Source organism: Rhodococcus sp. CX (genome assembly GCF_015865005.1).
Classification (GTDB): domain Bacteria; phylum Actinomycetota; class Actinomycetes; order Mycobacteriales; family Mycobacteriaceae; genus Rhodococcus.
This window is the reverse complement of the sequence record NZ_JADZGH010000230.1, coordinates 772-14,198: the sequence shown is the minus strand read 5'-3', so window position 1 is coordinate 14,198 and position 13,427 is coordinate 772. Positions and strand designations below refer to the sequence as shown.

Below are 13,427 nucleotides of genomic sequence, written 5' to 3'. Positions count from 1 at the left end.
CGTTCTTGCTAATTCGCGATGTGCTCACGGGGCAGACCCAGCACTCGCTCCGCGATCACATTGCGGTTGACCTCGGATGTGCCGCCCGCGATCGTCATCGCCCGGGACATCAGGTAGCTGTACACGAGCATGGGCTCGTCCCCTGCCACCACCGCGGGACCGGCGAGGCGCAGAGCCAGTTCGCCGATGTGCTGCGCATGCTCCGCCACGAGCATCTTCGTGACGCTGCCCTCCGGGCCGCGATCGGCCCCGGCAACGGCCCGTACGACGTTGCGGACGTTGAGCACCTTCATCGCCTGCTCACGCGCCACGAGCGCGGCGACGGCGCGAGTCGCCGCGACATCACCGTGCGCGTACTTCGCGGCGACGTCGAGCAACCTGTAGGCGGAGAATTCCTCGCCGCCCGTCCCGCCGCCGCCGATGGACACGCGCTCGTTGCCGAGCGTTGCGCGCGCGACCGTCCAGCCGTTGTCGACCGCCCCCACCACGTCCTCGTCGGGGACGAACACGTCGTCGAAGAACACCTCGTTGAACACGGCGGCACCGGTGATCTCGCGCAGGGGTCGCACTGTCACGCCGGGTGCGTGCAGATCGACGACCACCGCCGTGATGCCCTTGTGCTTCGGGACGTCGCGATTGGTGCGGATCGTCGCCAGGCCACGGTTGCAGTTCTGCGCGTTGGACGTCCACACCTTCTGTCCGGTGATCCGCCAGCCGCCCTCGACCTTGACGCCGCGGGTCGACACCGCCGCGGCATCGGAACCTGCGCCGGGCTCGGAGAACAGCTGACACCACACGAGCTCACCCATCAGGCCCGGACGGATCCACCGCTCGATCTGCTCGGCGTTGCCGTGCTGGGTGAGCGTGAGCAGGATCCACGCTCCGATCCCGAGGCTCGGGATGTGGAGATCGGCGAATTCTTCCTCGATGACGAGCTGTTCGACGGGCGATGCGGCACGGCCGAACGGCTCCGACCAATGCGGCATGAGATAGCCGGAATCCACGAGCAGCGCACGTCGGTCCTCCTCCGGCGCTGCCCGGAACCGCTCGACGAACTCCCGCGCCTGCGTTCGGAAGCTCTCGGCCTCGGGAGGTAGGTCCACCGCGTAGTGGCGCCGCACCCCGGCGGTACCCGATGCCACGATCGAATCGAGCGCGGCCACCGGCTCGCCGAACAGTGCGCGCAGCGCCTGGGCGCGGCGGAGGAACAGGTGACAGTCGTGCTCCCAGGTGAACCCGATGCCGCCGTGAATCTGAATGCTCTTTTCCGCGTTGGCGATATACGAGTCGAACGCCAGGGCCCGAGCGACGTCGAGCGCGAGGACCGCCTGCTCGCCCTCGGTTCCGGCCCGCGCCGCGTCCCACGCGACCGCGACGGCGAGCTCGGAGGTCGCGAGCATGTTGGCGAGGTGGTGCTTGATCGCCTGGAACGAGCCGATGGGCCGCCCGAACTGCTCCCGCACCTTCGCGTAGGCGAGAGCCGCCTCGAGCGTCGCGCGGGCGCCGCCCGCAGCCTCCGCCGCGGCAAGTGCCCGGGCGATGTGACGGGCACGGCCGGCGGCACCGCGCACCACGGTCAGCGCCGGTGCGTTGTCGAGCAGCACGTGCGCCAGGCGCAGCGAGGGCTCGAAGTCGCGAGCCGGGACGACGGTGACGGCCGCGTCGTCGGGGGAGACGAGCGCGAGGTCGTCGCCGACGGTCAGGGCGAGCACGCCGGCGCCGACAGCACTCACGACCAGTCCGGCGTCACCGGAAACCGCCGTCCCGGAAGCGGTGAGCGAGCCCGCGATGCCGAGCCCCACGACGGTGGAGCCGTCCGCGAGTCCGGGCAGCCAGCGGGACTGCTGGTCGTCGTCCCCTTCGGCGGCGATCGCCGCGGACGTCGCGACGGATGCCAGGAACGGGACGGGAACGAGCAGCCGGCCCAGTTCCTCGGCGACGATCGCCACTTCGGGCAGACCGGCGTCTTCGCCACCGCGCCGGGACGGCAGATGCAGACCGAGCCAGCCGAGGTCGGCGAACTGCTTCCAGAGCGAAGTCGTATCGGCGTTCGGGTCGTCGAGTACACGTCGCGCGAGTGCCGCGGCGTCGTGGCCCGTGAGGAACGACCGGACCGCCTCGGCGATGGCGCGGTGGTCGTCGGTGATCGCGAGTGGCATGGGAACTCTTCCTGCGTGAAGTTGTCCGGGTGAGTGGTCTTCGGTGCCGGCCCCGATCAGCGCGGAGCGAACCGCTGTCCGGCATCGAGACGCAGGCACTGCCCGTTCAGCATGGCGTTGTCGACGATCGCGAGGGCGAGTTTCGCGTATTCCTCGGGCCGGCCCATGCGCTTGGGGAAAGCGGCGTCCTTCACCAGCGGTTCGACGCGGTCGTCCGGGATCCCGGCGGTGATGCCGGTGGCGAACAGGCTGGGCGCGATCGCGAGCACGCGGATCCCGTAGGACCCGAGATCGCGGGCCATCGTCAGGGCCATCCCGGCGATGCCGGCCTTGGCGGCGGTGTAGGCGACCTGGCCGATCTGGCCTTCGAAGGCGGCGATCGAGGCCGTGTTGACGATGACGCCGCGCTCGTCGTCCTCGGGTTCGTTGTTCGCCATGTGGGCGGCGGCGAGGCGGTTGATGTTGAACGTGGCGATCAGGTTGAGGTCGACCACCTGGCGAAAGGTCTCGAGATCGTGCGGGCCGCTGCGTCCGAGGGTCTTCTTCGCGGTGCCGCCGCCTGCAGTGGTGACGATGACGTGGAGTCCGCCGAGGTCGGCGACTGCCGCTGCAAGCGTTTCCTCGAGGCCGGTGAAGTCGGTGACGTCGGCCGGGTAGAAGGTGCCGCCGATCGCGGTGGCGACGTCCTTGCCGTTGCTGCCCTCGCGATCGAGGATCGCGACCCGGGCGCCTCGAGCGGCGAACGCCTCCGCGGTGGCCTTGCCCATTCCGGACGCGCCGCCGACGACGACGGTATTCTTTCCGCTGATGTTCATGCACCCTCCTGTGTTCGGTACATCCGGTTCGGGTCGTCTCGTGGGCGGGGGCCGGCACGCGGGAACTCTTTGCGTGCCTACTTCGCCGCAAGTTCGATGACTTAGACTACTATCTAAACTATGTGACGGGCGCTACTCTGGCAATGTTCGTAGCGGTGGGTCACACCCGGCATCGTCGGGGCCGGAACCGCAGCCCGACGGCAGAACTTGCGGGAGGAATCGTGATTCTCGAGGCCGGTCAGTCGTTGGCCAGTTCCGTCGACACCACGACCGTGGTCGTGGTCCGCGCACCCGAGGCGGATGTCTCGTTGACCTGTGGTGGGGCGCCCATGGTCATCGGCAAGAAGGGCGAAGGGGACGGGTCGTCGATCGATCCCGCAAATGTCGGTGGCGCCCAGCTGGGGAAGCGGTACGCCGACGACGACACCGGACTCGAGATCCTGTGCACCAAGCCGGGCACCGGCCGGCTCGACCTCGACGGCCGCCCCCTGCCCCTGAAAACGGCCAAGCCACTGCCGTCCTCGGACTGACATCCCTTGCCGGCCAATCGATTTCTCGAGTGGAGTGACGAATGAGCATCGCGATGTTGCTGGACATGGCGGTCGACGGCTTCGGGGACCGCATCGTGGTCGGAAGCCGGGAGGGGGGCATCTCGGCGGAGCGACTGCGCGAACTCTCGGTCGCCGGTGCCGCCGCGATCCGCGATGCGGGAGCCGACTCCGTCGTGTATCTCGCGGTCAACGGACCGGCCTTTCCCGTGGCCATGTTCTCGGCAGCGCGCGCGGGCGTCCCGCTCGTCCCGGTCAACTACCGGCTCGGCCGCGAACAGCTCGACGGCCTGCTCGCGAACCATCCGCGTGCGCTCGGCATCGCCGATCCGTCGCAGGCGGAGGCCCTGGAACGTGCAGGACTGTCGGTCGTCTCGCCCGAGGAATGGATGCGGTCACTCGCGGCGTCGGCAAACATCGACGAGGACTTCGACGACGATGCCGTCGACACCGATGCGCCGGCCGTCGTGATCTACACCTCCGGCACCACGTCGGCGCCGAAGGGTGTGCTGCTCCGGCACGAGAATCTCACGTCGTATGTCTTCGGCTCGGTCGAGTTCGCCTCCGCCGAAGAGACCGATGCTGCACTCGTCAGCGTCCCGCCGTACCACATCGCGGCGGTCGCGAACGTCGTCACGAATCTCTATGCGGGGCGGCGCACCATGGTGCTCGAGCAGTTCACCCCGGAGCAGTGGCTCGACACGGTTCGCCGCGAGGAGATCACCAATGCCCTCGTCGTGCCCACGATGCTCGCGCGCATCGTCGAATCCGACGCGGACAAGAGCGTGCCGAGCCTGCGCAATCTGGCATACGGCGGTGCCCCCATGCCCGCGAAGATCATCGAGCGGGCCTTGCGGATGTGGCCCGAGACGGGGTTCGTCAACGCCTACGGTCTCACCGAAACAAGTTCCACCATCGCGGTTCTCGGGCCGGACGACCACCGCGCGGCGCTCGCGAGCGACGACGAGGCGGTCCGGGCGCGGCTCGGGTCGGTAGGGCAGGTCGTCCCCGGCATCGACCTCGAGATCCGCGACTTCGACGACCGCGTGCTCGAACCGGGCGTGACGGGACGAATCTGCGTCCGCGGCGACCAGGTGTCGGCCGAATACGCAGGCGTCGGCCGGATGGTCGACGAGCGGGGCTTCTTCGACACCCGCGACCAGGGCTACGTCGACGAGGACGGTTTCCTCTTCGTCGGAGGCCGTGTGGACGACACCATCATCCGCGGAGCCGAGAACATCGCGCCCGCCGAGATCGAGGACGTGATCCTGCGGCATTCGGATGTGCTCGACGTCGCCGTCGTCGGCGTTCCCGACGACGAGTGGGGGCAGCGCATCGAAGCGGCGGTGGTTCTCCGGCCCGGAGCTGCGGTCGAGACGGACGAGTTGCGTGCGTTCGTGCGGGATTCGTTGCGCAGCAGCAAGACACCCGACCGCGTCGTGTACTGGGACGAGCTTCCGCGGACCGAGACCGGGAAGCTCGTGCGCAGGCACGTGGTGGAACGTCTCGTCGGGCAGGACCGGTCCGCAAAGGTGTGAGTTCGCTACGTTCGACCGAAAGGCCGGACACCCCGAGGAGTTTCTTTACATCCACACCACGTTCGACTTACAGGCGACGCGCCGAGCACGGTCACGGCGCCCCCATCGACCCCGGAGGTACTCCATGAGCTCGACGCAGACGACGGATGCCAAGCCCGAGATCTACACGTTCCGCGAGGAGGACATTCAGCGCGCGCGTGACCTGGTCGGCGTCTACCATGCGGTGACGCAGCGGGAGCAGTACACCCGTGCGACCCCGGACATCATGCGCAACTTCGCCCGCAGCTACGGCGACGACAATCCGCTGTTCGTCGACGAGGAATACGGGTCCTACACCCGCTGGGGTGGACAGATCGCGCCGCCGATGATCAACATCGCGCTCACCAAGGAACTGCTCGCGGATCCGGTGCCGAAGGAACAGCGCCGCCCGTCGTTCCGTGGGATCCACGTGTTCGTCTCCGGAACCACCACCGACTGGTACCGGCCGATCTACGACGGCGACACGCTGTACTCGTTCCGGGGTTTCGAGAACGTCGAGCTCAAGGAGTCCGAGTTCGCCGGCCGTTCGCTCATCATCACGACCATCAACGTGCAGTTCAACCAGCGTGCCGAGGTCGTGCAGACGCAGCGCGTGATCAGCATCCACACCGAGCGGCACGAGTCGAAGAAGCGCAAGAAGTACGACGCCATCGAGCCCGCGTCCTACACGCCCGAGGACATCGCGAAGATCGACGAGATCTACGCCGCCGAGGTGCGACGCGGTGCCGAGACCCGCTACTTCGAGGACGTCGAGGTCGGGGAGAGTCTCGGCACCATGGCGAAGGGCCCGCTGACCACCACCGACATGGTCGTATTCCATTCGGGTGGTTACGGTTTCGCTCCGTACACGCCGACGGCGAGCCGGCTGGCGTACAAGAACCGCCAGCGCATCGGCGCGTTCTACATCCCGAACGAGCAGGGCATTCCGGATGTGGCGCAACGCATCCACTGGGACAGCGAATACGCGCGCTCGATCGGCCTGCCCGCGGCATACGACTACGGTATGATGCGCGACTGCTGGCTCAGCCACTTCCTCACGGACTGGATCGGCGACGAGGGCTGGATCGAGACCATGTCCAGCCAGATGCGCAAATTCAACTACATGGGTGACACCCACACCTTCACGGGCGAAGTCGTCGATAAACGCGTCGAGGGCGAACGGCACCTCGTCGACGTCGAGCTGCGCGGTACGAGCCAGCGCGGTGAGGTCACCTGCCCGGCCACCGCGACGATCTCGCTGCCCAGCCGTGAAACCGGTCTGGCCGTCCTGCCGACCGCGCCGGTCGAGCTCGAGCGTGTCGCCGCCGAGATGCTCGCGCGCAGCGGTGAACTGCGCGCACAGAAGCGGCGGGCCGCACAGGCATGACCACGAACGAGCGCGAAGCGAACGAACTGTCCCCCGATCTCGTGAACTGGATCGGCGAGACGGCGAACGGCACCGTGATCTCGACCGATCGGCGCCCCGGCGGGGGCCGGCGAGAAGCGTGGGTGGTGGAGGTGCGGGACGCGGACGGTACCGTCCGCCCGCTGTTCCTGCGCTACGACCGCCTCGACCCCGAAGAGAAGGGTGACGATTTCACCCTGCACCGCGAGGCCGCGTTCTTCCGCGCGTTGAGCGGCACCGCTGTGCCGGTCCCCGAGGTCGTCGGGGTGCATCCGACCGAACAGGCGATCCTGTCCGAACTCGTGCCGGGCCAGGCATGGTTCTCCCGCTTGCGCAACGAGGACGAACGGGTCTCGGTCGCATCGGATTTCATGCGCATCCTCGCCGAGATGCACCGGGTGGATCCGCACCGGCTGGGGTTGCCCGACCAGGACCCCGACGCCGATCTGCGCGTGCTCGTACACCGGGAGATCGACACCTGGGAGAAGATCTATCGCGACGCGGGGACCCGTGACCCGTTGATCGATCTGGGCCTTGACTGGGTCCGCCGCAACGTGCCCGACGTGGGCGGGCCGGTGGTGATCGTGCAGGGAGACACCGGACCGGGCAACTTCCTCTACGAGCACGGCAGGGTGACCGCGGTCCTCGACCTCGAACTCGGGCATCTCGGCGACCCGCACGACGATCTGGCCTGGGTTTCGGTGCGCGCGGTGCAGGAACCGTTCACCGACCTCATGGAGCGGTTCGGGGAGTACGCGCGCGCCTCGGGAACCGACCTGGACGTCGAGCGGATCCGCTACTACCGGGTCCTCGCCGAGCTCCGCATCGTGATCCTCGGGCACCGCAACCGTGTCGAACCCGATCTGCTGGGCGAGGTCGGCAACGGTCTCGTGTACGGACTGCTGCACCGGAGACTGCTCCTCGAGGCCCTGGCCGACGTCGTCGGCGAGGAGGTCCCCGAGGTCGACCCGGTGCCGGCGACGCCGAGCGAGCGGGACTGGCTCTACGACGCCGCACTCGAACAGATCCGGCAGATCATCGTTCCGCGGAGCGAGGATCCGTTCGTGATTCAGCGCAGCAAGGGCCTGGCCCGAATTCTGAAGTACCTGCGCGAGGCATCCTCGGTGGCGGGAGCCGTCGAACAGCGGAACCTGGACGATCTCGAATCGGTGCTCGCACACCGGCCGTCGTCCGTCGCAGCGGGCACCGCAGAACTCGTGGGGCGGTGTCTCGCAGGAACGGTGCCGGTCGGGACCGCGGTGCACGTGCTCCTGCGGCAGGTGGCGGGAGAGACGCAGGCGCTGCGACCCGCGATGGGTGTGCTCGCGGACCGGCGTTTCGATCCGTTGCCGCGAGCGGTCGAGACCGGCGCGACGGACGACCGGTGATATTCGTCAGGGCGCGTGCCCGTGTTCTCCAGGAGGAACTGTGGATCTGAGCGGCTTGACCACGGTGATCGCAGAGTTGAAGGACCATGTTCTGACGATCACGCTCAACCGGCCCGACCAGCTCAACTCGTTCACCGATGTGATGCGGGCAGAGTTCGCTGCGTTGTGGGCCTATGCGCGTGAGGAGAACGATGTTCACGTCATGGTTCTCCGGGCCAACGGCGAACGCGCGTTCTCGACGGGTGTCGACGTCAAGGAGGGAACGTTCCTCTCCGACAACGTTTTCATGCGCCGCGATCCCGGCACCGATCTCTCGCCCAAGCACAACGGGTGCTGGAAGCCCCTGATCTGCGCGGTGCACGGGATGGCCGCGGGTGGTGCGCTGTACTGGCTCAACGAGGCCGACATCATCATCGCGAGCGAGGACGCCCAGTTCTTCGACCCGCACGTGTCCTACGGCATGGTCGCCGCGCTCGAGCCGATCGGTCTGGCCCATCGCATCCCGATCGGGGAAGTTTTGCGCATGGTCCTGCTCGGGCTCGACGAGCGCATGTCGGCGAAGCGTGCACTGGAGATCGGATTCATCACCGAAATCGTGACCCGCGACAACCTGTGGGACCGAGCGCAGGACCTCGCGGAGCGCGTCGCAGCGAAGCCACCGGCCGCGATCCAGGGCAGTATCCGGGCCATCTGGGAGTCGAAGAACACCGGTCGTGCCGCGGCGCTCGCGACCGGCATGTACTACACGGACCTGGGCAACCCGATCGGCATGGCGCAGGTCGCCCGCTCGGAGGTACCGACCCGCAAGTACGAGGTGCGCTGACATGGATTACGGGATGACTCCGGAACTCGAGAAGTTCCGTGCCGAGGTCAGCGAGTTCGTCGCGGCCCACAAGCCGGCGGTCCCGGTCAAGGCGGGTGTGCGCAGCGCCGAGGACGCCGAGGAACTCGCTCTGCTGAAGGAATGGACCGCGAAGTTGTTCGCGGCCGGATACATCGGTGCCGACTGGCCGGAGGAGTACGGCGGCAAGGGCGCTGCGCATTCGCCGGAGAAGGACGTCGTCGTCGGAGAGGAGCTCGCGCGCGGGCGGGCGCCGGCCGCGATACAGGGCGCCGCACATCTCGTGGCGCACGCGCTGATCGATTTCGGCACCGAGGAACAGCGGCAGAAGTACCTGCCGGGAATCCGCTCGGGCGAACTCGTCTTCTGTCAGCTCTTCAGCGAGCCGAGTTCGGGCAGCGACCTCGCGTCGTTGCGCACCAAGGCGGTCCCGGTCGAGGGCGGGGGATTCCGGGTCACCGGCCAGAAGGTGTGGACCACGAACGGGCACTGGGCCGACTACGGCTACCTGCTTGCACGGACCGATCCGGATGCGCCGAAGCACAAGGGCATCGGCGCGTTCATCGTCGACATGCGGCTGCCGGGTGTCGACGTGCGGCCGTTGCGGGAGATGACCGGCACCTCCGACTTCAACGAGGTCTTCCTCGACAACGTCGAACTCGGGCCCGACGCGCTGATCGGCGGGGTCACGCAGGGCTGGGTGATCGCGAATTCGAGTCTCGCGCACGAACGTAGCGCCGTGGCGACGAGCGCGGTGCGGCTGCAGCAGAACATCGAGGCGCTGAAGGAGCTGGCCTCGCGCGTCACCCGGAACGGCCGTCCGGCGATCGAGGACGGCGCCGTGCAGGAGCGCATCGGCGAACTGGCGGCGGGCGTCGCCGCGCTCTCGGCACTCGTGTACGCGAACATCAGCCGGTGGTCGCGGGGGACCGAACGGGCGTACGACGCCCCGATGGCCAAGCTGATGTTCAGCGAACTCGGCGTGGACATCGCACGTTTCGCTCTCGATCTCGCCGGCGAGGCCGGGATCCTCGTCGAGGGTGACGAGAACGCGATCGATCACGGCCGATGGCAGGACGAATTCCTGTACGCGCGCGGGTTCACCATCGCGGGCGGAAGTTCGGAAATCATGCGCAATCTCATCGCCGAGCGTGGGTTGGGGATGCCGCGTTGAAGTGAGCAGCCGGTGGGGAGGGTCCATGGATTCTCCCCACTCGGTCGTTCCGGGGCGCTCGCGTTCCAGGCCGAGCGGCGGCGTGACGGGGAACAGGCCCCGGGGTGACAGGGTGATCCGCGATGCCGGACACCGCATACCCGATTGACCTAGTTAACTATGTGATCTATCTTTGGATTCGAGGCGTTTTCGCCCGGCGCCGCCGAGCGGTGGGAGCATCACGACCGGTACCGATCCAGAAAGAACGCGGATTCTTCCCGGCGGCAGAACTGGAGGCATCAATGACGGGTATCAGGGAAGCGTTGGGCTTGCTCTGGTCGGCATCCGACCACGCGAAGATGGTGCAAGAGGGCAAGACATGGCACACGTGGGGAGGCGTGCGTGCGCTTGCCGAGAAGATCGACGACGAGTTGACGCGCGTCGGCTGCGGCGAGGGCGCCCGCATCGGAGTCGTGCTCGGAAATCGGATGGAGTCCGTCGCATCCCTGATCGCGATCCTCGGTAAGGGCCGCACGATCGTCACCCTCAACCCCATGCAGCCCACCGCTCGCGTGACCGCCGACGCGGTGGCTGCGCTCCCCCAGGTGGTGCTCGCGCCGCAGAACGATTGGGACGTGGAAGATTTCACGGTCCCGCTGGCCGAAGCCGGGATCGTCGGCTTCGCGGTCGACGGTGTCGATGTCGTCCAGCGCACGGGTGGCCCGGAGGCCACCATCGAAGTTCCCACCGATGTTTCCGACCCAGTCGCGGTCGAGATGTTCACCTCGGGCACGACCGGGCCGCCCAAGCGGGTTCCGCTGACCTGGCGTCAGCTCGAAGCCGCTCTCGATGCGGTCCACGGCCACACCGGTAAGCGCGGCGGCGAGGGCGAACCGTTCTCGGGTCACGTCGGTCTCATCGCGCTCCCGATGGTGCACATCGGCGGGTTCTGGGGCGTCATCCAGTCTCTCGCCGAGGCGCGACCCGTCGTCCTGTTGCCGCGGTTCACCGTCGAGGGATGGGTCGACGCCGTGTACGAACACCGGCTTCCGGTCGCGGGCCTGCCGCCGGCAGCAATGCGTTCGGTCCTCGACGCCGGCATCCCGAAGGAGAAGCTCGCGAGCCTGCGCGCCCTCACCGCCGGAACCACCTTCATCAGTCCCGACCTCGCCGACGAATTCACCGAGCGCTACGGCATTCCCGTCATGATCATGTACGGTGCCACCGAATTCGGCGGTGCGGTCGCCGGGTGGACCAAACCGCTCATCGGAGAATGGTGGAGCAGCAAGCGCGGCAGCGTCGGCCGCCCCTTCCCCGGAGTGAAGATCCGCGCGGTCGGCGACGACGGCGAGGTCCTGCCCACGGGCGCGAGCGGCCGGCTCGAAGTCAATTCCAGCCAGACCGGCACGGGCACGAACGAGTGGGTGCGCACCAGCGACCTCGGCCACCTCGACGACGACGGTTTCCTCTACATCGACGGTCGCGCCGACGACGCCATCGTCCGAGGCGGATTCAAGGTGCAGCCCGAGACCGTGTGCAACGCACTGCGCGCGCACGCCTCGGTGCTCGACGCCTCCGTGTTCGGCAAGGCGGACGAACGGCTCGGCCAGGTGCCGGTTGCAGTGATCGAACTGGCCGAGGGAGCCCGGCCGGTGGACGAGGCGGAACTCAAGGAGTTCGTCCGCACGCAGCTGACCGGTTACGAAGTGCCGGTCACCATCCACACGGTGGACGCCCTGCCGCGCAGCGTGTCCCTGAAGGTCGACAGGCGGCGGCTGCTCGAGATGGTCGCCGAACTCGAATCCACGCGGGTCTGAACCCGTACACCAGCAGAGAGGGAACATCGTGTCTGCAGTCATCGTGGAGGCCGTGCGTACACCGGTCGGTAAGCGCAACGGCGGCCTGTCCGGCATCCATCCGGTCGACCTGTCCGCGGTCGTGCTCAACGCGCTCGTCGAGCGTGCGGGGATCGACCCGGTGGTGGTCGGCGACGTCATCTGGGGGTGTGTCCAGCAGGTGGGCGAGCAGTCCCAGGACATCGCCCGCACCGCGCTGCTCGCGGCCGGATGGCCCGAAACGGTCCCCGGCGTCACCATCGACCGCCAGTGCGGTTCGTCGCAGCAGGCACTGAACTTCGCGGTCGCCGGCGTCGAGGCCGGTCACTACGAGGTTGTCGTCGCCGGGGGCGTCGAGTCGATGTCGCGGGTGCCGATGGGTTCGTCGGTGCAGGTCGCCGGCATGCCGTTCAGCAAGTCGTTCCTCGACCGCTACGACGGTGCCGTGCCCAACCAGGGGATCGGCGCCGAGATGATCGCCGAGAAATGGGGCATGAGCCGCACCGAGGTCGACGAGTTCTCCGCTCGCTCCCACGAACGGGCGGCGGCCGCGCAGGACGCCGGCCTGTTCGACGCCCAGATCGTGCCCGTCACGAACTCCGACGGCGCGGTGATCTCCAAGGACGAAGGCATCCGCCGCGGCACCTCGGTCGAGTCCCTCGCCAAGCTGAAGCCGGTGTTCAAGGAGGACGGTGTCATCCACGCCGGCAACGCTTCTCAGATCTCCGACGGTGCTTCCGCCCTGCTCATCATGAGCGAGGAGGCGGCCGCGAAATACGGGCTGACCCCGATCGCCAGGATCCACACGGCGACGGTCGTCGGCGCCGATCCGGTCATCATGCTCACCGCGCCGATCCCGGCGACGGTCGCGGCGCTCGAGAAATCCGGCCTGACCGTCGACGACATCGGAGTGTTCGAGGTCAACGAGGCGTTCGCCCCCGTACCCCTCGCGTGGCTGAAGGAGATCGGTGCCGATCCCGAACGCCTCAACCCCAACGGCGGCGCGATCGCCCTCGGACATCCGCTCGGCGGATCCGGCGGACGCATCCTCACCGACATGGTTCATCACATGCGCCGCAACAAGATCCGCTACGGCCTGCAGACGATGTGTGAGGGCGGTGGGCAGGCCAACGCCACCATCCTCGAACTCGTCGGGAACTGACCGCCCGACAGTCCCGAGCCCCGGTTGCTCGTCATGAGTACCGGGGCTGCGGTGTCTTCGATGAATCTTGTTGTTGCCGAGCGGACTCAGGATGTAATCACGCGGCGGCGAGTCGCCGGCGGTGATACGAGACCGTGCCGTCGAGGAGTTCGTCGACCTTGATGCGCCGGATCAACAGGTGCACATCGTGTTCCCAGGTGAAGCCGATACCGCCGTGCACCTGCAGAGCGGTCTGCGCGGTGGTGCTCGCCCCGTCCCCGGTGAACGCCGCTGCTGCGGAGACGGCCCGGAGGCGGGCATCCGAATCATCTCCGTCGAGTGCGACGGCTGCGGCCCACAGTGCCGCGCGGGAGGCCTCGACCGACAGTGCCATGTCGGCGCAGTGGTGCTTGACCGCCTGGAAACTCCCGATGGGGCGGTCGAATTGGGTTCGCTGCCCGGTGTACTCGACCGTCATCTCGACGAGGCGGGCGGCCGCGCCGAGCGCATCCATGGCGCGGAACGTCGAGAGTGCGTCGTGTACGAAGGCGACGGTGCCGTGCTCCAGCACCGACCACGCACCCTC

Annotated in this window: 11 protein-coding genes; 8 read left to right on the top strand and 3 right to left on the bottom strand. The window is 67.8% G+C overall.

What is annotated here, in order from left to right; translation table 11 throughout:
• Positions 1–8 precede the first annotated feature (8 nt).
• Together I0Q12_RS25600 and I0Q12_RS25595 are read right to left on the bottom strand one after the other, a co-directional pair.
• On the bottom strand, positions 9–2,159 hold the full coding sequence (locus tag I0Q12_RS25600; RefSeq protein ID WP_197255963.1) for an acyl-CoA dehydrogenase: 2,151 nt from the start codon (positions 2,157–2,159) through the stop codon (positions 9–11).
• 56 nt (positions 2,160–2,215) lie between these two features.
• On the bottom strand, positions 2,216–2,974 hold the full coding sequence (locus I0Q12_RS25595) for an SDR family NAD(P)-dependent oxidoreductase (protein WP_197255961.1): 759 nt from the start codon (positions 2,972–2,974) through the stop codon (positions 2,216–2,218).
• Positions 2,975–3,195: 221 nt separating this feature from the next.
• Here I0Q12_RS25595 and I0Q12_RS25590 point away from each other — a divergent pair, with 221 nt between their 5' ends.
• The 8 genes from I0Q12_RS25590 to I0Q12_RS25555 all read left to right on the top strand — a co-directional run bounded on the left by I0Q12_RS25590 (position 3,196) and on the right by I0Q12_RS25555 (position 12,862).
• Entirely contained in the window at positions 3,196–3,504 is a 309-nt protein-coding gene (locus I0Q12_RS25590) for a hypothetical protein (RefSeq protein ID WP_197255959.1), read from the top strand.
• A 41-nt stretch (positions 3,505–3,545) separates the two neighbouring features.
• Positions 3,546–5,060 carry a class I adenylate-forming enzyme family protein gene (locus I0Q12_RS25585; protein ID WP_197255957.1) on the top strand — a complete coding sequence of 505 codons (1,515 nt, stop codon included), beginning with the start codon at positions 3,546–3,548 and terminating at the stop codon, positions 5,058–5,060.
• Between the two features lie 124 nt (positions 5,061–5,184).
• Positions 5,185–6,465, top strand: coding sequence for a MaoC family dehydratase N-terminal domain-containing protein (locus I0Q12_RS25580; RefSeq protein WP_197255955.1), 1,281 nt, complete (start codon positions 5,185–5,187; stop codon positions 6,463–6,465).
• The gene (locus tag I0Q12_RS25575; protein WP_197255952.1) at positions 6,462–7,871 is read left to right on the top strand and encodes a phosphotransferase family protein; all 1,410 of its coding nucleotides are present in this window, start codon (positions 6,462–6,464) and stop codon (positions 7,869–7,871) included. Before I0Q12_RS25580 ends, I0Q12_RS25575 begins: the two co-directional genes overlap by 4 nt.
• Positions 7,872–7,911: 40 nt before the next feature.
• On the top strand, positions 7,912–8,694 hold the full coding sequence (locus I0Q12_RS25570) for an enoyl-CoA hydratase/isomerase family protein (protein ID WP_197255950.1): 783 nt from the start codon (positions 7,912–7,914) through the stop codon (positions 8,692–8,694).
• 1 nt (position 8,695) lies between these two features.
• The gene (locus I0Q12_RS25565; RefSeq protein WP_197255948.1) at positions 8,696–9,886 is read left to right on the top strand and encodes an acyl-CoA dehydrogenase family protein; all 1,191 of its coding nucleotides are present in this window, start codon (positions 8,696–8,698) and stop codon (positions 9,884–9,886) included.
• A gap of 281 nt (positions 9,887–10,167) precedes the next feature.
• Positions 10,168–11,682 carry a class I adenylate-forming enzyme family protein gene (locus tag I0Q12_RS25560; protein WP_197255946.1) on the top strand — a complete coding sequence of 505 codons (1,515 nt, stop codon included), beginning with the start codon at positions 10,168–10,170 and terminating at the stop codon, positions 11,680–11,682.
• 25 nt (positions 11,683–11,707) lie between these two features.
• Positions 11,708–12,862 carry a thiolase family protein gene (locus I0Q12_RS25555; RefSeq protein ID WP_197256026.1) on the top strand — a complete coding sequence of 385 codons (1,155 nt, stop codon included), beginning with the start codon at positions 11,708–11,710 and terminating at the stop codon, positions 12,860–12,862.
• Positions 12,863–12,959: 97 nt separating this feature from the next.
• Here I0Q12_RS25555 and I0Q12_RS33940 read toward each other — a convergent pair.
• Positions 12,960–13,427 (bottom strand): acyl-CoA dehydrogenase family protein (locus tag I0Q12_RS33940; RefSeq protein ID WP_269437696.1); only part of this gene is annotated, 468 nt, incomplete at its 5' end.

Excerpts from the sequence above, each read along its gene's own strand:
- I0Q12_RS25565 (WP_197255948.1), top strand. The coding sequence starts at position 8,696 with ATGGATTACGGGATGACTCCGGAACTCGAGAAGTTCCGTGCCGAGGTC.
- I0Q12_RS25560 (WP_197255946.1), top strand. The coding sequence starts at position 10,168 with ATGACGGGTATCAGGGAAGCGTTGGGCTTGCTCTGGTCGGCATCCGAC.
- I0Q12_RS25575 (WP_197255952.1), top strand. The coding sequence starts at position 6,462 with ATGACCACGAACGAGCGCGAAGCGAACGAACTGTCCCCCGATCTCGTG.
- I0Q12_RS25585 (WP_197255957.1), top strand. The coding sequence starts at position 3,546 with ATGAGCATCGCGATGTTGCTGGACATGGCGGTCGACGGCTTCGGGGAC.
- I0Q12_RS25580 (WP_197255955.1), top strand. The coding sequence starts at position 5,185 with ATGAGCTCGACGCAGACGACGGATGCCAAGCCCGAGATCTACACGTTC.
- I0Q12_RS25600 (WP_197255963.1), bottom strand. The coding sequence starts at position 2,159 with ATGCCACTCGCGATCACCGACGACCACCGCGCCATCGCCGAGGCGGTC.
- I0Q12_RS25595 (WP_197255961.1), bottom strand. The coding sequence starts at position 2,974 with ATGAACATCAGCGGAAAGAATACCGTCGTCGTCGGCGGCGCGTCCGGA.